Source organism: Streptomyces sp. NPDC028289, from assembly GCF_055565975.1.
The window spans coordinates 97056-118174 of the sequence record NZ_JBVHTI010000004.1; the positions used below are offsets into that span (position 1 = coordinate 97056).

The 21119-nt window shown below is 71.5% G+C and carries 21 protein-coding genes; 10 read left to right on the forward strand and 11 right to left on the reverse strand.

Annotated elements, in window-relative coordinates; translation table 11 throughout:
- Window positions 1-28: 28 nt before the first annotated feature.
- On the reverse strand, window positions 29-505 hold the full coding sequence (locus ACZ4UV_RS20395) for an Lrp/AsnC family transcriptional regulator (protein WP_451017879.1): 477 nt from the start codon (window positions 503-505) through the stop codon (window positions 29-31).
- A gap of 79 nt (window positions 506-584) precedes the next feature.
- Between ACZ4UV_RS20395 and ACZ4UV_RS20400 the strand changes: the two genes are divergently transcribed.
- Window positions 585-1637 carry a Glu/Leu/Phe/Val dehydrogenase dimerization domain-containing protein gene (locus tag ACZ4UV_RS20400; protein WP_467839548.1) on the forward strand — a complete coding sequence of 351 codons (1053 nt, stop codon included), beginning with the start codon at window positions 585-587 and terminating at the stop codon, window positions 1635-1637.
- On the opposite strand, the gene ACZ4UV_RS20405 is transcribed toward ACZ4UV_RS20400, so the two are convergent.
- From ACZ4UV_RS20405 to ACZ4UV_RS20425, 5 genes are read right to left on the reverse strand one after another with little or no spacing between them, the layout of a single operon-like run.
- Window positions 1630-2499 carry a carbohydrate ABC transporter permease gene (locus ACZ4UV_RS20405; protein WP_451017876.1) on the reverse strand — a complete coding sequence of 290 codons (870 nt, stop codon included), beginning with the start codon at window positions 2497-2499 and terminating at the stop codon, window positions 1630-1632. The genes ACZ4UV_RS20400 and ACZ4UV_RS20405 overlap by 8 nt on opposite strands.
- The gene (locus ACZ4UV_RS20410; protein WP_390044795.1) at window positions 2496-3458 is read right to left on the reverse strand and encodes a carbohydrate ABC transporter permease; all 963 of its coding nucleotides are present in this window, start codon (window positions 3456-3458) and stop codon (window positions 2496-2498) included. The genes ACZ4UV_RS20405 and ACZ4UV_RS20410 overlap by 4 nt, the downstream gene beginning before the upstream one ends.
- Window positions 3452-4777, reverse strand: coding sequence for an ABC transporter substrate-binding protein (locus ACZ4UV_RS20415; RefSeq protein WP_467839553.1), 1326 nt, complete (start codon window positions 4775-4777; stop codon window positions 3452-3454). Before ACZ4UV_RS20415 ends, ACZ4UV_RS20410 begins: the two co-directional genes overlap by 7 nt.
- Entirely contained in the window at window positions 4774-5763 is a 990-nt protein-coding gene (locus ACZ4UV_RS20420; RefSeq protein WP_451017874.1) for a GNAT family N-acetyltransferase, read from the reverse strand. The genes ACZ4UV_RS20415 and ACZ4UV_RS20420 overlap by 4 nt, the downstream gene beginning before the upstream one ends.
- A gap of 55 nt (window positions 5764-5818) precedes the next feature.
- Window positions 5819-7015 carry an exo-beta-N-acetylmuramidase NamZ family protein gene (locus tag ACZ4UV_RS20425; RefSeq protein WP_467839556.1) on the reverse strand — a complete coding sequence of 399 codons (1197 nt, stop codon included), beginning with the start codon at window positions 7013-7015 and terminating at the stop codon, window positions 5819-5821.
- A 425-nt stretch (window positions 7016-7440) separates the two neighbouring features.
- Between ACZ4UV_RS20425 and ACZ4UV_RS20430 the strand changes: the two genes are divergently transcribed.
- The 3 genes from ACZ4UV_RS20430 (at window position 7441) to ACZ4UV_RS20440 (ending at window position 8771) form a co-directional block, all read left to right on the forward strand.
- A complete protein-coding gene (locus ACZ4UV_RS20430) occupies window positions 7441-7827 on the forward strand; it encodes an FG-GAP repeat domain-containing protein (RefSeq protein WP_467840688.1) in 387 nt (128 codons plus the stop codon).
- 237 nt (window positions 7828-8064) lie between these two features.
- The gene (locus tag ACZ4UV_RS20435) at window positions 8065-8253 is read left to right on the forward strand and encodes a hypothetical protein (protein WP_467839559.1); all 189 of its coding nucleotides are present in this window, start codon (window positions 8065-8067) and stop codon (window positions 8251-8253) included.
- A 203-nt stretch (window positions 8254-8456) separates the two neighbouring features.
- Window positions 8457-8771, forward strand: a complete 315-nt coding sequence (locus tag ACZ4UV_RS20440; protein ID WP_451017871.1) for a hypothetical protein — start codon at window positions 8457-8459, stop codon at window positions 8769-8771.
- A gap of 123 nt (window positions 8772-8894) precedes the next feature.
- Here the strand turns inward: ACZ4UV_RS20440 and ACZ4UV_RS20445 are convergent, their stop codons facing one another.
- Window positions 8895-9524, reverse strand: coding sequence for a LysE family translocator (locus ACZ4UV_RS20445; protein ID WP_467839562.1), 630 nt, complete (start codon window positions 9522-9524; stop codon window positions 8895-8897).
- 111 nt (window positions 9525-9635) lie between these two features.
- On the opposite strand from ACZ4UV_RS20445, the gene ACZ4UV_RS20450 reads away from it, so the two are divergent.
- On the forward strand, window positions 9636-10571 hold the full coding sequence (locus tag ACZ4UV_RS20450) for a LysR family transcriptional regulator (RefSeq protein WP_467839565.1): 936 nt from the start codon (window positions 9636-9638) through the stop codon (window positions 10569-10571).
- Here the strand turns inward: ACZ4UV_RS20450 and ACZ4UV_RS20455 are convergent.
- Window positions 10560-11753 (reverse strand): hypothetical protein, encoded by a 1194-nt coding sequence (locus ACZ4UV_RS20455; protein ID WP_451019614.1) that lies wholly within the window; start codon window positions 11751-11753, stop codon window positions 10560-10562. The genes ACZ4UV_RS20450 and ACZ4UV_RS20455 overlap by 12 nt on opposite strands.
- 176 nt (window positions 11754-11929) lie before the next feature.
- Between ACZ4UV_RS20455 and ACZ4UV_RS20460 the strand changes: the two genes are divergently transcribed.
- The 4 genes from ACZ4UV_RS20460 to ACZ4UV_RS20475 all read left to right on the forward strand — a co-directional run bounded on the left by ACZ4UV_RS20460 (window position 11930) and on the right by ACZ4UV_RS20475 (window position 17408).
- Window positions 11930-13375: a glyceraldehyde-3-phosphate dehydrogenase gene (locus ACZ4UV_RS20460; protein WP_451019613.1), complete on the forward strand. Its 1446-nt coding sequence runs from the start codon at window positions 11930-11932 to the stop codon at window positions 13373-13375.
- Window positions 13376-13555: 180 nt separating this feature from the next.
- Window positions 13556-15079: an alpha-N-arabinofuranosidase gene (locus ACZ4UV_RS20465; protein WP_451019612.1), complete on the forward strand. Its 1524-nt coding sequence runs from the start codon at window positions 13556-13558 to the stop codon at window positions 15077-15079.
- 17 nt (window positions 15080-15096) lie between these two features.
- Window positions 15097-16398, forward strand: a complete 1302-nt coding sequence (locus ACZ4UV_RS20470; protein WP_467839570.1) for an alpha-galactosidase — start codon at window positions 15097-15099, stop codon at window positions 16396-16398.
- A 2-nt stretch (window positions 16399-16400) separates the two neighbouring features.
- A complete protein-coding gene (locus ACZ4UV_RS20475; RefSeq protein ID WP_451019610.1) occupies window positions 16401-17408 on the forward strand; it encodes a LacI family DNA-binding transcriptional regulator in 1008 nt (335 codons plus the stop codon).
- A gap of 21 nt (window positions 17409-17429) precedes the next feature.
- Here ACZ4UV_RS20475 and ACZ4UV_RS20480 read toward each other — a convergent pair whose 3' ends face one another.
- From ACZ4UV_RS20480 to ACZ4UV_RS20490, 3 genes are all read right to left on the reverse strand, one after another.
- Window positions 17430-18125 (reverse strand): class F sortase, encoded by a 696-nt coding sequence (locus tag ACZ4UV_RS20480; RefSeq protein WP_390044821.1) that lies wholly within the window; start codon window positions 18123-18125, stop codon window positions 17430-17432.
- 109 nt (window positions 18126-18234) lie between these two features.
- On the reverse strand, window positions 18235-18663 hold the full coding sequence (locus ACZ4UV_RS20485; protein ID WP_390044823.1) for a hypothetical protein: 429 nt from the start codon (window positions 18661-18663) through the stop codon (window positions 18235-18237).
- 235 nt (window positions 18664-18898) lie between these two features.
- Entirely contained in the window at window positions 18899-20287 is a 1389-nt protein-coding gene (locus ACZ4UV_RS20490) for a glycoside hydrolase family 43 protein (protein ID WP_467839575.1), read from the reverse strand.
- Between the two features lie 301 nt (window positions 20288-20588).
- Between ACZ4UV_RS20490 and ACZ4UV_RS20495 the strand changes: the two genes are divergently transcribed.
- On the forward strand, window positions 20589-21068 hold the full coding sequence (locus ACZ4UV_RS20495; RefSeq protein WP_467839578.1) for a hypothetical protein: 480 nt from the start codon (window positions 20589-20591) through the stop codon (window positions 21066-21068).
- Window positions 21069-21119: the final 51 nt, after the last annotated feature.

Here is a 21119-nt window from a genome sequence, read left to right on the forward strand (position 1 = left end):
GTCAGAAAGGAGGGTGCCGGTGGGAATCTCAGGCCTGTTGCTCCTCGACGGGAGGCAGCGGGTCGAGGACCGGGTTGGTGAGGTGCTGGTAGATGATCGACGTGCGGAAGCTGACGATCTCGCGGCGGTCGGTGAACTGGTCCAGGAGGAAGGCGTGCAGGTGGTCGATGTCCTGGGCCGTGACGTGGACGAGGAAGTCGTCGCTGCCGGCCATCGTGTAGACGGAGACGACTTCCGGCAGCCGGGTCACCGACTGTTCGAAGGCCGCCACGACGTCCCGGCGCAGCGGCCGGATCTGCGTGGCCACCATGGCCTGTACCGAGCGGTTGAGCGCGCGCAGGGAGACCTGGGCCCGGTACCCCTGGATGATGCCGCGCCTGTGCAGCAGCCTGGTGCGTTCGAGGCAGGTGGACGGTGCGATGCCGAGCTTCTCGGCGAGCGCGCGGTTGGAGAGCCGACCGTCCACCTGCAAATGGCGCACGATCGCCGAATCAACTTCGTCCACGACTGCCTCCATGCCCCCAGCGCCGAATTTGGTTCGGCGCAGCGCCATATGGTCCGTGCATCACCCTAACTTCAGGCGTATGAGCCAAGCATGTACGCATGAAGAGGTCGTCATCCGTCGCGGCAGCCGCTCGGGGCTGCCGCTGATCGTCGCCGTCCACTCCCGGGTTCTGGGCCCTGCGGTCGGCGGGTGCCGGCTGCGCCGCTACGAGAGCTGGCAGGACGGGCTGACGGACGCCCTGCGGCTGTCGGAGGCCATGACCTACAAGGCCGCGGTGGCCGGTCTGGACTTCGGCGGCGGCAAGAGCGTGATCGCCCTCGGCAAGGACACCGAACTCACCGCGCAACTGCGCCAGGCCGCCCTGGAGGACCTGGGCGAGCTGATCGCCTCCCTGGAAGGGTCGTACCGGACCGGCCCCGACATCGGCACGGGCCCGGACGACATGGTGGTCCTGAAGCGCTTCTCGCCGTACGCGTACTGCGCGCCCGAGGAGCACGGCGGGACCGGCGATTCCGGCGGTCCCACCGCCACCGGCGTGCTGGCGGCGCTGCGCGCCGGTGCCCGGCATGTGTTCGGTGACGCCTCCTGCGCCGGCCGTACGGTGGTGATCAGCGGATTCGGGTCGGTCGGCAGCCGTATCGCGGCCGGCCTGGCCGCCGAGGGTGCGCACGTCGTGGTGTCGGACGTGGACGCGTCCCGCAAGGACATCGCCCTGACGAGCGGTTACGGATGGGCGGAGCCGGACCGGGCGCTGTCCGCACCCGCCGACATCTTCGTTCCCGCGGCCGTCGGCGGCGTCCTCGGCGAGGCGACCGTCCCCCTGCTGGCCGCGCCCCTGGTCGTCGGCCCGGCCAACAACCAGCTCACCGACGAGTCCGTCGCCGACGCCCTCGCGGCACACGGCGTGGTCTGGATCCCCGACTACGTCGCCGGTGCCGGAGGCATCGTCTACGCGCTCGGCCGGGAATCGGAGAACCACGGCCACGAGGCCGCCCTCCGGCGGGTGGAGGGCATCGGCGACACCGTCGGCCGTGTTCTCGACCTGGCGCGTGCGACCGGCGTCACCCCGCAGCGGGCCGCCCGGCAGATCGCCGGGGCCCGGCTCACTGCCGCCGCCTCACCCGTTACTTGAGGCCGCTGAGCATGACACCCCTGATGTAGTACTTCTGGAGCAGCAGGAAGAGGACCAGGACCGGCAGGACGCTCAGGACCAGGCCGGCCATGACGATGGGCAGGGTGCGGGTCGGGTCGACGTAGTCCTGGAGGAACTGGATGCCGACGGGCAGGGTCATCACGTCGGGGTTGGCGGTCGAGACGAGCAGGGCCCAGATGTACTCGTTCCAGGCGTCGACGAAGGTCAGCAGGCCGAGGGTGACCAGGACCGGCTTGGTCTGCGGGACGACGATCCGCCACCAGACGGTGAACTCGCCGGCGCCGTCGATGCGCGCGGCCTCCAGGACCTCGTCCGGGATCGAGACCATGAACTGGCGGGTCAGGAAGATCCCGAAGCTGCTGACGAGGAACGGCATGGCGAGCGCCACGATGCTGACGGTCAGTCCGGCGCCGCCGCGCCCGAGGAGGTCGTTGCCGCCGGCCAGCGGCCAGTGCACCAGGATCAGGAAGTGCGGGATGAAGAAGAGGAACGGCGGGAACATCATCGTCGACAGCACGAGACGGAAGACGAAGGCCCGGCCGGGAAACCGGAGTTTGGCGAGCGCGTAGCCGGCGAGCGACGACGTGAGCAGCACCGAACCGGTGATCGTGGCGGTGGCGACGACGCTGTTGCGGAAGAGCACCGGAAGGTCGAGCTGCTGGATCGCCGCCCGGTAGTTGGACAGGTCGAACGCCTTCGGCAGGAACCGGTACGGCAGCGTGCCGGCCTCGTCCGGTCCCTTGAAGGAGGTCATCAGCATGTCGGCGAACGGCACCACCGTGAGCACCGCGCCGGCGCCGACCAGCAGATACGACAGCCACGGGACTCGGCGGCGGATCATGCGTCCTCCCCTTTGCGCCGGAAGAGCCACAACTGCACCAGCGTGACCGCGAGGACGACCGTGAACAGCACGAAGGCGGCGGCGCTCGCGGTGCCCCAGTCACCGTAGGAGAAGGCCTGCCGGTACATCTCGAGGGCGGCCACGTCGGTGGCGTCCCCGGGTCCGCCCTTGGTCATCACGATGATCAGCGCGAAGGACTGGAGACCGGTGAGGAACTGGGTGACGCACACGAACAGCAGGGACGGCCGCAGCAACGGCAGCGTGATCCGCCAGAAGACGGTCACGGGCCCGGCGCCGTCGAGCGCGGCGGCCTCGTAGTACGACTCGGGGATGGACTTCAGCCCGGCGGTCAGGACGAGGATCGCCGAGCCGACGGAGGCCCAGGCCTGGACGACCACCACCGAGGGCAGCGCGGTGTCCGGGTCCTGGAGGAAGGCCACCGAGCCGAGCCCGGCGGCGTTGAGGACACCGTTGACGAGGCCGCCCGGCTGGTACATGTACTTCCAGACGTTGCCTACGGCGACGACGGTGGTGACGATCGGCAGGAAGTACAGGGTGCGCCACAGCCCCTGGAACCGTAGCTTGTCGATGCAGGTGGCGACGAGCACGGAGCCGGCGAGCGCGAGGACCACCGTGCCCAGGGCGAACAGCAGCGTGTTGGTGAGGACCGGCGTCAGGAACGTCGAGCCGGCGGTGAACAGGCCGGCGAAGTTGTCCAGGCCGACCGGGTCGATGTCACCGAGGTCGAACCCGGCCCACCGGGACGTCGACAGCAGCACCGCGAAGCCGAGCGGGAGGGCGAGGAAGACGGCGTAGAACAGGAGCGTCGGGGCCAGGAAGAGGTAGGCGACGACGGCCTGGCGGCGCCGGTTCCGGGCGCGGACGCGGACTCCGTCGGCGGCGGACCTCTCGCGCGCCGCCCGTTCGGTCGGCTCCGGTGCCAGGGTGGCGTTCACCATGACCGCGACACCTCCTGGTCGACCTGGCGGCGGGTGGAGCGCAAGGCCTCGTCGACCGTCTGCTGACCGGTCCACAGGGCCTCGACGTTCTTGCGCAGCAGTGACTTGGCCTGCTGCGCGCCCGGCACGTTCGGTTCGGGTACGGCGTACGCCAGCGCGTCCAGGAACGGGTGCAGGTTCGGGTCGCCGCCCGAGCCGAGGAGTCTCCGCATGTCGTCGGCGCGGCCGGTGAGGGAGCCGACCGATGCCTGCAGGGCGCTCATCCGGGTCGTGCCGCGCACCTTCTCGGTGTTGAGCCAGCGCAGGAACTCCCAGGCCTCGCGCGGGTGCCGGCTGGCCGTGTTGACGCCGAGCATGAAGCCGGTGGAGAGCGTGGCGCGCCTGCCGTCCGCTGCGGGCAGGGGTACGGGAGCGACTCCGACGTCACGGTAGGCGGTGCCCATCAGCGCCTTCAGGTTCGCGGTCCACCAGCCGGCGCTGATCACCATGGCGACCTGGCCGGAGGCGAACGCCTGGTAGACGTTGACGGCGGGGGCGCTCGCGTGCCGGTCCACGAGGCGGCGCTCCAGGTCGAGGACGGCGCGGCCGGCCGGCGAGTCGATGGCGGTGCTCCTGCCGTCCGCCGACACGAACCGCCCGCCGGCCGCGTTGAGCAGGGCGAGGGTCTGGCCGACGGTCGTGGAGTCGTCGAAGGTCGACAGGCCGAACCCCTGGACGAGCGTGTTGCCGTAGCGGTCCTGCCGGGCGGTGCGGTACGCGGTCTGCTCCAGCTCCGGCCAGGTGCGCGGCGGGCCGTCGACGCCGGCCTCGCGCAGCAGTCGCCTGTTGTAGTAGAGGGCGTACGTCTGCATCTCGGTGGGGTAGCCGTACACCGTGCCGTCGACCGACGCGGAGCCGACCGCGGCGGCGCCGTAGCCGCGGTGGATCTCCTCGGCGTGCTCGGGCGGCGCGGGCCGCAGCACTCCGGCCCGGACGAGCTGGCCGTTCCACAGGCAGTACGGGTGCAGGATGTCCGTGCCCTGGCCCGCGGCCTGCCGGACCATGAAGGTGGTCAGCAGGTCGGTGAACTCGACGGCTTTCGTCCGCACCTTGACCCGGTCGTGCAGGGCGTTCCACTCGTCCACCGGGCCCTGTAGGGCCTTCTTCAGCTCCCCGCTCGCGTAGTGGGAGAGCAGGGTGAGGACGACCGGATCACCGGCCCGCCCGGTCCCCTCGTGCGGGGCGGCGCACCCGGACGCGAGGAGCGCCGAGGGCAGCCCGAGCGCGAAGCCACGCCGGCTCAGCGACCGGCCCGGTGACCGGCTCGGTGACGGTGTCACCGGGCGGCCTCCCGGCGCATCACCCGGAACACCCGGGTGGTGGTGAAGCCGCTCTTGCGGTAGAGGTGGCCCGCCGGCGACTGCGCGCCGGTCCACAGGAACCACGCGGAGTGCGCGCGGAGCGCCCGCATCCGCTCCAGGACCAGGTGGAGCAGGACCTCTCCGAGACCGGTGCCGCGCAGTTCCTCCAGCACGCCGATCGGGCCGAACCGCTCGTCGACCGAGTCGAACGCGCCGTGCATGGCCCAGCCGGCCATGCGGCCCCCGGGGTCGCGGGCCACGACGATCCGGTCGAGCGGCGTGCCCGCGGTCAGGCACGCCCGGATCGTGGCCGCCCAGTCCGGCCCGAAGTGGCCCCCGGCGAGCGCGAGCAGGTCCACCAGGTCGTCGTCGGCCGGGGTGCCGAACCGGTAGCCCCGCGCGGTGAGTTCGGCCACCCGGAGCGCGACGTCCGCCGGGAGGCGGTAGCCGACCAGGACGCGGTCCATCGCCGCCGCCTCGTACAGGGTGCGAAAGCCCAGGGAGTCGAGAAGCCCGGCCGCCTCCGGGTAGGCCTCCGCGTCCAGGCCGGGGAAGACGTAGTTCGGGGTGTACGAGGAGAAGTCCACCCGGGTACGACCGTGGCCGTGCAGCCACTCGAGGGCCTCGGTCAGCAGCCGGCGGCCGAGGCCGAGACCGCGGGCGTCCGGGTCGACGAAGAAGAACGGGATCCAGCCCTGTTCGGGCTCCAGGTCGGTGCCGGCCATCGGGGTCAGCCGGCGCACCGCGTAGGCGGCGCCGACGACACGTTCGCCGTCGACGGCGACCCGTAGGCCGTCCGGGTCGAAGTTGGGGTCGAGGAGCACCAGGGAGCGGAACCGGTCCGCGGTGACGGGGTCGGCGGGCGCGCTCCGCCGCCACGTCTCCACCAGCCGCGGTCCGTCGCCCGCGCGGAAGCCGCGGATCCCGGCCCGGGTCGTCGTCGTGAGAGTCGTGAGATCGGTCATCGACGGGGTGTCCTTCCGAGCGGGGCGGCGGCTGTCGGGGAGGGAGCGGCGGGAGTCAGGGGTAGAGCAGCACGTCGTCGCCGGCCCAGCGGCCGGGCGGGGCCGGCGGGTCGCACAGCGGCAGCGGGTCGTCGCCGGCGTCGACGGCGCGCCGCAGCCGGTCGGAACCCCACAGCAGGTCGACGAGGTGACGGTGGCCGGTCCGCTCGGCGCCGCCGTCCGTGGTGTGCCACGCGAAGTCGTCCGGGTACAGCCGCCGCAGCGTGGCGAGCATCGCGACGGCGGTGCGTACGGGGGCGAACGCCGCACGGTCGGTGACGTGGAGCTGGACCCCGCGCAGCGGTCGTCCGGCGTGTTTGTGGAAGGCCGGTACGAACCGCAGGTCGCGGAAGTGCACGCCGGGCAGACCGAGTTCGGCGAGGGCGGGGGCGAAGCGGGCGTCGAGATAGGGGGCGCCGACCATCTCGAAGGGCTGGGTGGTGCCCCGGCCCTCGGAGAGGTTGGTGCCCTCGAAGAGGCAGGTGCCGGGGTACACGGTGGCGGTGGCGGGTGTCGGGATGTTCGGCGAGGGCGCGATCCAGGGCAGCCCGGTGGCGGCGGTGTCCATGGCGCGCCGCCAGCCGAGGGCCTGGATCACCGTCAGGTCGGCCGCGCGGCCCGCCGCCCGGGGCACGGCCGAGGCGTTGAGGTACCGGGCGAGTTCGCCGCAGGTGAGACCGTGCCGAACGGGGATCGGGGCGCGGCCGACGAAGCTGGCCCACGCCGGTTCGAGCAGTGGGCCCTCGCTGACGAGTCCGCCGAGCGGATTGGGCCGGTCGGCGACCACGAACCGGATGCCGGTGCGGGCCGCCGAGACCATCAGGTCGAACATGGTCCACACGTAGGTGTAGTACCGGGCGCCGATGTCCTGGAGGTCGTGGACCAGGGCGTCGACCCCGCTGTCGATCAGCAGCTTGTCGAGCCGTTCGCCGTCGCACCGGTAGGTGTCGTGGACCGGCAGCCCGGTGTCGGGGTCGGTCCGGGCGGTCTCGCCCTCACCGGCCTGACCGGTCCCGTGCAGTCCGTGTTCGGGACCGAACAGGGCGACCAGCGGCGCGCCGGCCGCGAGCAGCGCGGGTGCGGCCGGGCGCAGGCCGGGCAGGACGCCGGTGTGGTTGGTCACCAGCCCGAAGCGGCCGGGCCCGGCGAGTGCGGGCGCCGCGTGCAGCCGTGCGATCCCGGTCGTCACCGTGACGCGGTCGTCCGTGCTCATCCCTTGCCCCGTCTGCCGGTGACACCTCTCTCAAGCAATAGCCAGGAATTTACTCTTATGTCCCGTAATTCCGGCCATGAATCGCCGACGGCTCACGCGCCCCGTGTGTCACCCGCCCGCACGCGCCCGCCGCCTGATCAACTGCCGTCACTGTTGCCCCACTTACCTCCTAAGCTGCGCACCAGGGCAAACGCCCCCACGGGGAGGGAACTCACACATGGGCAGATCTGCCATGCCGTCGGGCCGCCTGCGCGCAGCGGCCCCACGACGCTGGTCGCCGTCTCACTCGCCCTCGGGGGCACGGGGCTTTCCACGTCTACGGAGACGGATCCGGCGGCCTGCCGGACGGCGGCGGCGACCTGCTCGCCCTCGACGCCCACGGCCGGACCTGGCTCCACTACGGCACGCTGAACCACGTGTGGCAGATGGGCAGCGGCCGGCCCACCACCGCCAGGCCCGTGGCCATGGGCGACCTGAGCGGTGACGGCTGCAACGACGTGGTCGTCGGCGCCGGGGACCTCAACGGCGACGGCATCGGCGACCTGCTGGCCCGGTACAGGTCGAACAACCTGTACCGCTACTACGGCAAGGGCAACGGCACCTTCTCCGCGCGGGTGAAGATCGCCTCCGACTGGGGCGCCTCGTACAACGTGGTCCTCGGGGTCGGGGACGTCACCGGAGACGGCAAGGCCGACCTGGTCGCCCGGGACGCGGCCAACCGCCTGTACCGGCAGAACGGCACCGGGAAGGGCACGTTCGGCCCCAGGGTGCTGGTCAACGACGGCGGTTTCGGCTACAACGCGTTGTTCTGAGCCGCCCCTTCCGGTCCCCGTGGCGGAACAGCAGCGGGATCAGCACGGGAACCGCCGGGGCGAGGAGGTAGCGGCAGCTGAAGATGCCGGTCATGGCCTTTCGGGTCGTGACCGGCAGACCTCGCCGCGGCCGCTGCCCAGCCCGTGGGAGCGCCCGTCCGGGGAACCCGTTGCCCCGATGGTGTGACGACACCGGTCACGCCGACTCCCTTGCGCCTCGGGGACGTTTGAACAGACATGGGCCTCAGCGACACTCCCCCCTCCGCCCAGCTGTCGGACGCCTGCCGGCCGGACCGTCGCCATCCGGACGGGCGCGTACCGGATCCGCCGCCCCCGGGCCCGGCGCCGGGTTTCGTGTGGCGGACCGCGATGGTCGGCCTGTCGGCGCTCACCGTCGCGGTCGCCCTGGTGGTGGCCTTCGTGTGAGCCCTCCCGCCCCCACCGGCCGGACCCGGCGTCACGGCAGGCCGACGGGTGTCGCTCGGACGTGGGACGTATGCGTGTCGCCGGGCCGTCCGGGTGGGGTGACGGTGTGTGATGTCGCGGTGCCCAGGCGTCACCGCGACTCCTTGTCACCGTTGTCACCGTTGTCACCGTTGTCACCGTTGAACTTCACGAAGGATTTCACGATGCGTCTGCTCCGTCCGCTCGCCGTCGCTCTCGGCGGGCTTGCCCTCACCGTCATCACCGTGGGTCCGGCGGCCGCCGCCCAAGGGACGTTCGTCTGGGTGGGGCCGCAGGGCAAGGCGTACGCCATCCAGAACCCGCCGGACCGCAAGTGCCTCGACATGGCGCAGGAGGCGCGCGGGCCGCAGAACGCCACGAAGAAGGCGCTCGTCGTCTACAGCAAGCCCAAGTGCAAGGGCACCGCGCACCGGGTCGCCCCCGGGCACTCGGCCGCCGGCACCGTGCGCTTCGCCAGCGTGGTCTTCAACCCCCGCTAGACCGCGGCCCGTTCAGCCCTCCGGTGGCGCCGACCACGTCGTGGTGATCGGCGCCACCGGTTTGTGCGCCTCTCGGCGCCCGCGTCGGGCGGCGCTCTCCGGTACGACGCCCACCGGCTCCGGTCAGACTCCCCCGGCCACCGCCACACCGAGCCCGCACAGCACCACGCCGGTGACGAGGTCCAGGGCGCGTCGCACCGCCGGCCGGGAGACCAGGGCCCGGCCCCGGCCGACGGCCCAGGTGAAGAGCAGGTACCAGCAGGCGTTGACGACGGCCCACAGGACGCCGAGCGCGACGCTGCTCAGCAGGACGGGACCGTCGGCCGTGACGAACTGGGGCAGCACCGACACGGCGAACACCCCGGCCTTGGGATTGCCCAGCGTGGTGCCCAGGCCGGCACCGTACGCGCTCCGGAGCCCGCCGGGACCGGCGCTCCCGCCGTCCGGACCGATCGCCGCGGCGCCCTCCTTCGCCGCCGCCCTGAGGGTGCCGAGCCCCAGCGCGAACAGCACCGCCCCGCCGGCGACACGTACCACCAGATACGCGTGCGGGTTGGCCAGGAGCACCGCGGAGAGGCCCACGGCGGCGGCGGTCGACCAGACGAGCAGCCCGGTGGCGTTGCCCGCGATGGTGGCCCGGGCGGGCCGAGGGCCGAACGCGAGGATCTGCCGGATCATCAGCGCCTGCCCGGCGCCCGGGAGCATGGCCAGCAGCCAGGTGGTGAGCACGAAGAGGGGCAGATGGACGGGCACGTGTCGCGGCCTTCTCACGGGTAGGGGGCGGATGGTCCGTCACCAGGCTGACGCGACGGATGCATGAAGAGAAGTAAGCACCATGGCGGCCAGCGTTAAGTTAATTGAGTGATGAGCTCGGATCCGGGGCAGCTGCGCCTGCTCGCCATGATCGACCGGCACGGTTCGCTCACCGGTGCCGCCCACGCCCTCGGCGTGACGCCGGCCGCGGTGACCCAGCAGGTGGCCCGGGCGGAGCGGGACTGGAAGGTGCCGCTGGTGGTGCGCGGGCCGCGCGGCGCGGCGCTCACGGCGGCCGGGGCGCTGCTCGCGGAGCACGGACGGGTCGTCGACGAGCAGACGGAACAGGCCGGCGAACGGCTCGCCGCGCTCCTCGGCCACCTGTCGCTGCGACTGCGGGTGGGCGCGTTCCTGGCCGCCGCCCTGCATCTGCTCCCGCCCGCCCTGACCGCGCTGCGCCACCGGTATCCGAACGCCGACGTGTCGGTGGAGGACCTGCTCTCCGACCGCGGCGTCGAGCGGGTCGCGGCGGGCGAACTCGACGTCGCGGTGATCGCCTCCTGGGCACTGCCCCCGGAGCCGCCCCCGCACATCACCGCGCACACGCTGCTGCGGGACCCCATGGTCATCGTCCTGCCCGACGACCACCCCCTGGTCACCGGGTCACCCGACGGCACACCGCTGCGGCTGGAGCAGCTCCGCGACGAGTCCTGGGTGACCATCCTGGCCGGACACGCCGCCCGCGAACAGCTCGACCGGGCGGCGATCGGGGCCGGCTTCACGCCGAGGATCCGGTTCCAGACGGCGTCGTACGACCTGGCCCAGGCACTCGTCGGCACCGGCTACGGCGTCGCGCTCGTCTCCCGGCTGGCCCTCACCCGGGTCCCGGGCACCACGCACCGCCCGCTGGCCGACCCGCCGCTCCACCGCGACCTGCACGCCGTGACCCGGTCCGACACCACGCTGACCCCGCTGGCGGGCGTCTTCCGGACCCTGCTCCTCGACGTGGCCACCGACCTGAGGGGGGCCTGGACCTCACAGGGGTGAGCGGGCGACCGTCATCACGTAGGCCCCGAACAGCAGCGAGACCGCGGTGAGGGCGCCGACGACGAGAACCGCCTGGGCGGGACGCACGCGGCGGCTGCCGACCAGGGCGCGGGCGAGCGGGATCAGGAGAGGGAAGGCCGGGAGCAGGAAGCGGGGCTTGGAGGAGAAGGAGCCCGAGCCGCCCACGACCACCAGGACCAGGACGCCCGCGAAGACCACCAGGACCAGCGGGGCCCGGTCCAGGCAGAGGAGGCAGAAGAGCAGCAGACCCCCGGCGACGATCACCAGGTCCGCCGCGTAGACGAAGCCGCCGCCGTGCAGCAGCAGGCCCTTGAGGAAGCGCAGGGAACCCGCGCCGAAGTCGAAGCGCGAGCTCCAGGCGCGCTGCACCTCGAAGTAGCCGTGCAGAAGGTTTCCGGTGCGCCACCCGACCCACAGGACGTAGCCGAGCCAGCCGAGCGGGGCGAGCAGGCAGCCGGCCCACAGGGCGAGCGGCACGCGGCCTCGCCGCCGTACCGCTTCGTACGCGCCCGCGGCCAGGACGGCGGCCGCGACCGCGAAGCCGCTGGGGCGGGACAGCCCGGCGAGTGCGGCCAGGCAGCCGGCCCACAGCCAGCGGCCCTTGAGCACGCGGTACAGGGACCAGGCCGCGAGGGCCGAGAAGAGGGACTCGGTGTACGCGATGGTGAGTTCGACCGACTGGGGCAGTACGGCCCACAGGACGACGAGCGCGGCGGCGACGGCCCGGCCGTACAGGTGGCAGCCGATCCGGTGGATGCCCCACGCTGCCACGACGGCGGCGGTCCAGGCGAGGGCCAGCGCGGCCTCGCCGGGGGTGAGGGGCAGGACCGTCGTCACGGCGCGGATGAGCCCCGGGTACAGCGGGAAGAACGCCCAGTCGGTCTGCACGGCTCCCCTGCGGGTGATCTCGATGAGGTCGCCGTAGCCGTGGGTGGCGATGTGCAGGTACCAGCGGGCGTCCCACGCGTGGGCCAGGTTCCTGACCAGGGGGCGCCCCATGGCGTGGTTCGCCGCGGCGACGGCGGCGACTCCGGCGAGCCGAACGACCGTGAACAGGACGAGGACGGGCAGCAGGCCGGACGGGGTGCGGCGGGCGGGTGCGGGGCGGGCGGGACCGGTCTGCGCGGCGGACTCGGGCCGCGGGACGGAGGACGTGCTCACGCTCCGACCTTCGGCAGCGGCCCGCGACGGCGCAACACGACACGGAGGCTTCTTACGGTCTTCCGCCCGGGTTCAGAACTTCGCGACCCGCATCACACCCGGACCCCCTTGATCGATCATTCACCGGTCGGTTTAGCATATGAGCGCCACCCAGCTCGATCGAGAGATTCAGGTCTGTGACTGTCAACGAGGACTCGTTCACCAACTGGAAGAACCGCGAGGAGATCGCGGAGTCGATGATCCCGCTCATCGGGAAGCTGCACCGGGAGCGGGACGTGACGGTCCTCCTCCACAGCCGCTCCCTGGTGAACAAGTCGGTGGTCAGCATCCTCAAGACCCACCGCTTCGCCCGCCAGATCGACGGTGCCGAGCTGTCGGTCACCGAGACGATGCCGTTCCTGCGGGCGCTCACCGCCCTCGACCTCGGCCCCTCCCAGATCGACATCGGCATGCTCGCCGCGACCCACAAGGCCGACGACCGGGGTCTGAGCGTCGAGGCGTTCACCGCGGAGGCGGTCGCCGGGGCCACCGGGGCCAACAAGATCGAGCAGCGTGAGCCGCGGGACGTCGTCCTGTACGGCTTCGGCCGCATCGGCCGCCTGGTCGCCCGGCTGCTCATCGAGAAGGCCGGCTCGGGCAACGGCCTGCGCCTGCGGGCCATCGTGGTGCGCGGCGCGGGCGGCGAGGACATCGTGAAGCGCGCCTCGCTGTTGCGCCGCGACTCCATCCACGGCCAGTTCCAGGGCACGATCACCGTGGACGAGGAGAGCAGCACGATCCTCGCCAACGGCAACGAGATCAAGGTGATCTACGCCGACGACCCGAGCGCCGTGGACTACACCGAGTACGGCATCCGGGACGCGATCCTCATCGACAACACGGGCAAGTGGCGGGACCGCGAGGGTCTGTCGAAGCACCTGCGCCCCGGTATCGAGAAGGTCGTCCTGACCGCGCCGGGCAAGGGCGACGTCCCGAACATCGTGCACGGCGTCAACCACGACACCATCAAGCCGGACGAGCAGATCCTGTCCTGCGCCTCCTGCACCACCAACGCGATCGTGCCGCCGCTGAAGGCGATGGCCGACGAGTACGGGGTGCTGCGCGGCCACGTGGAGACGGTCCACTCGTTCACCAACGACCAGAACCTGCTGGACAACTACCACAAGTCCGAGCGCCGCGGCCGGTCCGCGCCGCTCAACATGGTGATCACCGAGACCGGCGCCGCCTCCGCCGTGGCGAAGGCGCTGCCCGACCTCAAGGCACGGATCACCGGCAGCTCGATCCGGGTCCCGGTCCCGGACGTGTCGATCGCGATCCTCAACCTCCAGCTGGCCCGCGAGGCCTCCCGCGAGGAGGTCCTCGACTACCTCCGCGAGGTGTCGCTGACCTCACCGCTGAAGCGCCAGATCGACTTCATCACCGCCCCGGACGCGGTCTCCAGCGACTTCATCGGCTCGCGCCACGCGTCGATCGTCGACGCCGGCGCCCTGAAGGTGGAGGGCGACAACGCGATCCTCTACCTCTGGTACGACAACGAGTTCGGCTACTCCTGCCAGGTGGTCCGGGTCGTCCAGCACGTCTCGGGCGTGGAGTACCCGACGTTCCCGTCCCCGGCGGTCTGACACCCCTCGCCTCCGGCAGCCCGGTTCCCTGTGCCCACAGGGAACCGGGCTGTCCGCCCTCTTGACGTGATCACGGCCCGATGGCAGCTTTTTATCGATACAAAAGGCGTTCGCACGATCGACTCGACGAACGACGTTCCATATATCGAACAGTTGGCTTCACGGACAGGAGTGCCCCGCGTGCCCACCGCCACCGCGATCATCAACCTCGACATCGAGGGCCCGACGATCAGCCGCCATCTCTACGGCCACTTCGCCGAACACCTCGGCCGCTGCGTCTACGGCGGCTTCTGGGTCGGCGAGGACTCCCCCGTCCCCAACGAGGGCGGCATCCGCCTCGACGTCGTGGCGGCCCTGCGCGCCCTGGACATCCCCAACCTGCGCTGGCCGGGCGGCTGCTTCGCCGACGAGTACCACTGGCAGGACGGCGTCGGACCGCGCGCGCAGCGGCCCCGGATGGTCAACACGCACTGGGGCAACGTCGAGGAGAACAACCACTTCGGCACCCACGAGTTCATGGCCCTGTGCGAACTCCTCGGCGCCGAGCCCTACATCAGCGGCAACGTCGGCTCCGGCACGGTCCGCGAGATGAGCGAGTGGGTGGAGTACCTGACCCGGGACGGCGACAGCCCGATGGTGCGGCTGCGCAAGGAGAACGGCCGCGAGGAGCCGTGGCGGGTGAAGTACTGGGGCATCGGCAACGAGACCTGGGGCTGCGGCGGCAACATGCGCGCCGAGTACTCCGCCGACCTGGCCCGCCAGTACGCCACCTACTGCCGCGACCACGGCGACAACAAGCTGTACCGGATCGCCTCGGGCGCCTCCGACGCGGACTACAAGTGGACCGAGACCCTGATGCAGCAGATCAGCTGCTTCGGCTGCGAGGCCACCCCGAAGAACTTCTTCCAGGGCCTGTCCGTCCACTACTACACCCTCGCGGGCCCCTGGGAGGCCAAGGGCAGCGCCACGGAGTTCGACGCCGAGGACTACTACCGCACGATGCTGTCGGCCCACCGCATCGACCGCATCCTCACCGGCCACTCGACGGTCATGGACGTCTACGACCCGGGGCGTACCGTCGGCCTCGTCCTGGACGAGTGGGGCACCTGGTGGGACGTGGAACCCGGCACCAACCCCGGCTTCCTCTTCCAGCAGAACACCCTGCGCGACGCGCTGGTGGCGAGCACCCACTTCGACATCTTCCACAGGCACGCGGCCCGCCTGCACATGGCGAACATCGCCCAGACCGTCAACGTGCTCCAGGCCATGATCCTCACCGACGGCGACGCCCTGGTCCTGACCCCGACCTACCACGTCTTCGAGATGAACAAGGGCCACCAGGACGCCACCTCGCTCCCCGTGCACCTGCGCGGCGAGGGCACCCGGCGCACGGTGGGGGACGCGGAACTGGAGACGGTGTCCGCCTCGGCCAGCGTCAAGGACGGCACCGTCCTGATCTCGCTGAGCAACCTGGACGCCGCGGAACCGGCCGAGGTCACCCTCGACCTGCGCGGCGGCAGCCTCGGCGAGCCGGCCGCCCGGATCCTCACGGCCGACAAGCTCCAGGCCCACAACACCCCGGAGGCCTCGACGGCCGTCTCCCCCACCGCGTTCGACGGCGTGTCCGTGACCGCCGGCGGACTGCGGCTCACCCTCCCGCCCCACTCGTTCGTCACCGTCCAGGCTCCCCTGGACCGGCGCTGACCCGCAGGAGCGCGCACATGACCCGATCCGCACGCCCGCAGCCCGCCCGCCACCTGCGGCCGCCCATGGGCTGGAACAGCTGGGACTGCTACGGCACCACCGTCACCGAGGAGGAGGTCCTCGCCAACGCCGGGTTCATGCGCGAGCACCTGCTCCCGCACGGCTGGGACACCGTCGTCGTCGACATCCAGTGGTACGAGCCCACCGCCCGCGCCCACGGCTACAACCCGGACGCCCCGCTCGTCCTCGACGGCCACGGCCGCCAGCTGCCCGCCCCCAACAGGTTCCCCTCCGCCGCGGACGGGGCGGGTTTCGGTCCGCTGGCCGCGCGGGTGCACGGCATGGGCCTGCGGTTCGGGCTGCACATCATGCGGGGCATCCCACGGCGCGCGGTGGAGGCCGCACTGCCCGTGCTCGGCACGGAGTTCACGGCCGCGGACGTGGCCGACACCGATTCCGTGTGTCCCTGGAACTCGGACAACTACGGCCTGAACCACGACCACCCCGGCGCCCAGGCCTACTACGACGCCCAGGTCGCCCAGTTCGCCGCCTGGGGCGTGGACTTCGTCAAGGCCGACGACATGCTCTTCCCGTACCACGAGCGGGAGATCGCCGCCTACGCACGAGCGATCGAGCGCAGCGGACGGCCGATCGAACTGAGCCTCTCCCCCGGTACCGACATGTCCCTCGCCCGCCTGGACCACCTGCGGGAGCACGCCACCATGTGGCGGGTCTGCGACGACCTCTGGGACCGCTGGGAGGACGTCGAGGCGCAGTTCGCGCGGATGGCCCGCTGGGCCCCCTGGCAGGGCGAGCGGGGCTGGGCGGACGCCGACATGCTGCCGCTCGGCCACATCGGGATCCGTGCCGAGCGCGGCGCGGACCGCCAGTGCGCCCTCACCCATCCCGAGCAGGTCAGCCTGCTCACCCTGTGGCTGATCTCGCGGTCGCCGCTGATGATGGGCGGCGACCTGCCCACCTCCCCTCCCGGCACCATCGCGCTGCTCACCAACGACGAGGCACTGGACGTGCTGTGGCACAGCACCGGCAACCAGGAGGTGCTGCGGGAGCGGGACCTGGTGCTGTGGACCGCCCGGGACACCGACGGGCACACCCGGTACGCGGCGGTGTTCTCGCTCGCGGACGAGGAGCGGCGCTTCGAGGTGCCGCTGGGCGCGGTCGGCGCCACCTCCCGCGACCGCGTCCGCGAGGTGTGGACCGGCACCGACACCGCCCACGACGGCCGGCAACTGGTCGCCGTGCTGCCCGCCCACGGCGCCGCCCTCTATCGTCTTGCCGAGGACAGCCGGCGGGAGTGAGTGTGGCGACGATCCAGGACGTGGCGAAGGCGGCCGGGGTGTCGGCGATGACCGTCTCCAACGTGATGAACGGGCACCCCAACGTCCGCCCGGCCACCCGGGAGCGGGTCCTGGAGGCGATGGACCGGCTCGGCTACCGGGTCAACGTGGCCGCCCGCAACCTGCGCAAGGGCCGCACCGGGACCATCGGCCTGGCCGTCCCCGAGATCAACCGTCCCTACTACGGCCGGCTGGCCGCCTCGATCATCGCGGCGGCGGCCGGGCACGGCCTGCGGGTGAGCATCGAGCAGACCGGCGCCCGCCGGGAGAGCGAGCTGGCGGCGCTCTCCCTGTCCCGCAACCGGCTCTACGACGGGCTCATCCTGAGCACGGTCGGCATGGGCCCGGCCGATGTCGGGGCGCTCGACGTCGACCATCCGGTGGTGATCCTCGGCGAGCGGATCTTCGGCGGGCCCGTCGACCATGTCGCCATGCCGAACGAGGCCGCCTCCGAGGCCGCGACACGCCATCTCGTCGAGCGGGGCTGCCGGCGGATCGCCATCGTGTGCGGGCGGCTGGGCGGTGAGGTCGACGTGTCGAGCCTGCGGCACGCCGGGTATCTGCGGGCGCTGGCGGCAGCGGGGCTGCCGGCCGACCCGGAGCTGGTGGTGACCGCCGGGCCGCTCACCATGCAGGAGGCCGCCCGCCGCGTCCGGGAGCGGATGGCACGCGGCCTCGCCTTCGACGGGGTGTTCTGTGTGACGGACACGGTGGCCATGGGCGTGCTGCGCGCTCTCGCCGACGCCGGGATCGGGGTGCCGGAACGAGTCAAGGTCATCGGCTTCGACAACGTCGACGAGAGCGCGTACCTCGTCCCCTCCCTGTCCACCGTCGACCCGGACCACGACCTGATGGCCGAGCGCGCGGTCGCCCTGCTGGCGGCCCGCATCGACCGGGGCGGGCCGGGACCGGAGCGGGAGGAGTTCGCCGGTCCGTTCCGTCTGGTGGTGCGGGAGTCCACGGGCGGCTGACCCGGCGGCACCCGTGCGGTGTCAGACCAGGTGGGCGAAGACCACCAGGTTCGCCGTGTAGTCCCTGACATCGTGGTCGTAGTCGCCGGCGCAGGTGATCAGGCGCACCTCGGGGCGGCGGGTGTCCGCGTAGACGCGGTCGCTGGGGAAGTCGTCCTTGGCGAAGGTCTCGGCGTCGTCGACCACGAAGTTCGCGTCCGTGCCGTCGGCCCGGCTCACCGAGAAGCGGTCGCCGCGCTCCAGTTCGTCCAGCCTGGCGAAGACGGCCGCGGAGGTCACGGTGTCGACGTGGCCCGCGATGATCGCGGTGCCCGCCTCGCCGGGTGCCGCGCCCCTGGAGTACCAGCCGACGAGGTTGGTGTTGGCGGCCGGCGGGGGCTGGAGCTGGCCCGTGGAACCGATGGTGAGGGCGGTGAAGGGAGCGTCGACGGCGATCTTCGGGATGAGCAGGCGGGTCGGCGTGGACCGGGGCAGCGCCTCGCCGGTCCGGCGGGGATCGGCCGAGGGGACGGCGTCCGTGCTCTCGGCCCTGGTGGTGCCGGTCGTGTCGGAACCGCCGGTGTGTCCGCCGATCAGCGCCACGGCGAGGAGCAGGACGGCGATGCCCCACACGGGCAGTCGTCCGCCCGAGGGGGGACTGCCGGAGCCGTCCCGGTCGTCGGGGACGGCGGGTGCATCGGGGTCGGGCTTGGTGGGGGTGGTGGGGCCAGCTGCCATCGGAGGTCACCTTTCTGGGGCACGGCAGCGGGAGGGCGGGACACAGGGGGCGCGGTGCCGTCGGAGTGTGGAGCGCCGACGGCACCGCGGCCCCGCATGCGTGGGCCCATCAGGACGCGGACCCGGGGACTCTCCTGCGCCGCAGCGCGTAGGCACCGGTGGCCGCTACGCCGAGCACGGCCAGCCCGCCCGCGGTGACACCGGGCGTGGCGAGGGCGCCGCCGCCGGTGTGCATACCGCCGTGCGGCCGGTCGCTCTCCCCGTCGTCGCCCCACGAGGAGCCGCCCTCGTCCTTCCCCTTGCCGCCCTGGTCCTGCTTGCCCCCCTGGCTCTCCTTGCCTCCCTGGTCCCCCTTCTCCTCGTCGTCCTGGCCCTTGTAGGAATCGGGGTCGAACCTGCTGTCGTTGCTGCTGTAGGAAGAGTCGTCGCGGCCTCCGTCGTCCCGGTCGCCCGAGCCCGCGGCGTGGGCTGCTGGGGCGGAGAACGCGAGGGCCGCGGTGGCGGCCGTGGTCGCGAGGATCATGCGGGCAGAACGCATCTCGGTGTCCTTCCGCCGCGGCCGGGCGCCGATACTCCATCAGCTGTAACGACCCGGCCCCGACATGAACCACCGTCAGCCAGCCCCGCGGCGCGCACCATCCAGGCCGCCCATCCGTGGTCACGACACGCCCAACTCCGCCCGGCTGGGTCAATCCCCCGGTCGGGCACACCGCCATTCGGGCGGTCCTGGGCCCGTCGTCGGCGTGTCGCCGCGGGACGGGCCCGGCGTGGTGTCAGTAGCCGACGTAGAAGGTGGCGTCGGCCTGGTCCGTGCTCGTGGAGACGGGATCGATGCGCAGCACGAAGTCGGAGTGGCGGATGTAGCGCGTCGGGTAGTTGTACGAGCGGAACGAGGACCAGGAGGAGTCGGCGAGACCGGCGGTCCGGTAGAACGTGGCGTCCTGGGCGAAGGTCGTGGTGCTGTCGTTCTCGTCGAGCCGCAGCTGGTAGTCGTAGTGGCGCAGGTAGCGGGTCGGGTAGTTCACCGACTGGAAGGACACGCCGCTGCTGTCGGCGAGGCCGGGGACCAGCTTCCACATGCCGTCGGTGTACGGGTCGAAGGCGTACTCGTCGATCCGGCCGACGAAGTTGCCGTGCCGGACGTATCTGGCCGGGTAGTTGTAGGACTTCAGCCGGTTCCAGGTGGGGGCGGACCACTTGGCGACGAGGTTGTTGTACTCCGTCGCGGTGATGGGCTGGACGCCACAGTGCTTGGAGTTGAGCGGCTGGGTGTAGGTCTTCTGGTCGAGGGCGGTCCAGGTGCCGGCCGACAGGGCACCGGTCTGCCAGGCGTAGAAGACGCCGTTCGGGTCCCAGGTGTCTCCCCAGAGGTACCAGGTGGAGCTGGACGTGAGGGACTTGACCAGGGTCGGGGCCTCGGTGCCGTTGTGCGAGACGGCCGTGGAGAACTCGGTGAAGCTGCCCGGGTCCAGTGAGGTGGAGCGGGCGCCGACGAGCGTCGAGTTCTTCTTGAAGTACAGGTAGTTGACGCCGCCCACGCCGACGGCGAGGTCGCCGTCGATGACGTCGTAGCCGGGGTCGAAGAAGACCTGCGGGTCGCCGGCGGTCACGAAGTCGCCGGTGTAGTTGATCATGATGACGTTGTGGCCGCTGGCGTTGACGGCGGAGTAGATGACGCCGTACGTGCCGCGCCCCGCGTCCCAGAAGGCCTCGGGCGCCCAGGCGTGGGTGTCCATGTCGTGCAGCTTCATCCGCCGGTAGCCGGTGAAGCTGCGCAGGTCGGTGGAGTCCCAGACGTGGATGTACTGGCTGACGTAGGACCAGTCGGTGCCGTACAGGTCGGTGGCGAGCACCACGAAGGTGCCGTCCTGCTTGCGCAGGATGAACGGGTCGCGCAGGCCGAGGGAGCCCGCGGTGGGGGTGGCGACGGGGTCGTTCTGGTTGAGCGGGGTCCACTGGAGGCCGTCGGTGCTGACGGCCAGGTGCAGGCCGTAGTTGGCGGCCAGCATGTCCGGGGACTCGGTGAAGTAGCACATCACGTAGGCCGAGTTGGTCGCGGCCTGAGCGGATCCGGCGCCGAGGGCGAGGGCGCCGGTGGCGGCGAGCGGGACGGTCGCGGCCGCACCGAGGAAGTGGCGGCGCGACAGGGGGGTGCCGTTCATGTGCGCTCCAGACGAGGGGGGGATGTCCGGGATTTCGGACATGGTTCGGGAAACCGATCAGAAACTAGAGGGGCGCATGGGGCACGTCAATGCTTGCGCAACAAGGGAGTTACTGGGAATTCACTGTGTGCGGCGGTGCCTCCGCGACGGCGTTGCGGACATCGGCGCGCACTCCGCGCACGCTCTTCACCGCCTTGCGGCGGATCTCCTCTAAATTCGCCTGCTTCCGGGCGAGAGGGATGGGATTCTTCTCTACGGTCCGATGAGTACCGCAGGGGGAGGTATCACCGCAGTGAACCGTATGAACACGTCTTTCCGCGTGCTGGCCGTCGCCGGCCTCGTCACCGCCGCCCAGGTCGCGCTCGCCACCGGCGCGTCGGCGCGAGCGGAGACGGGGGCGGAGACGGCGAAGAGCACCGGTTGCCCGGTCGACATCGTCTATCCGAGCCGCTTCTCCGTGAACGCGAGCGGCTGGGTCACCGACGGCGGCCTGTACTTCGGGGTCAAGAACAAGAGCGCGGCCACGAGCTTCAAGAAGGTCACGTTCACCGTGACGGACGTCAAGAACATCCGCTTCGGCAGTGCCACGGCCAAGGGCGGCAAGGTCAGCCACAAGACCTCGAAGACGGTCTCGGTGTACACGACGACGCTGAAGAAGAAGGGCGCTCTCGGGGTGAAGGTGCAGACGCATCTGCTGAACACCCACACCTACAAGGTGCGGTTCACGCTGCACGGCTCGGGGTGGAACTGCGCCGTCGACCAGGGGACCTGGGGCTCCTGATCCCGCCCGGCCCATACCCTGGTGGCCGTGGTCGACGGCGGCGAGGGTCCG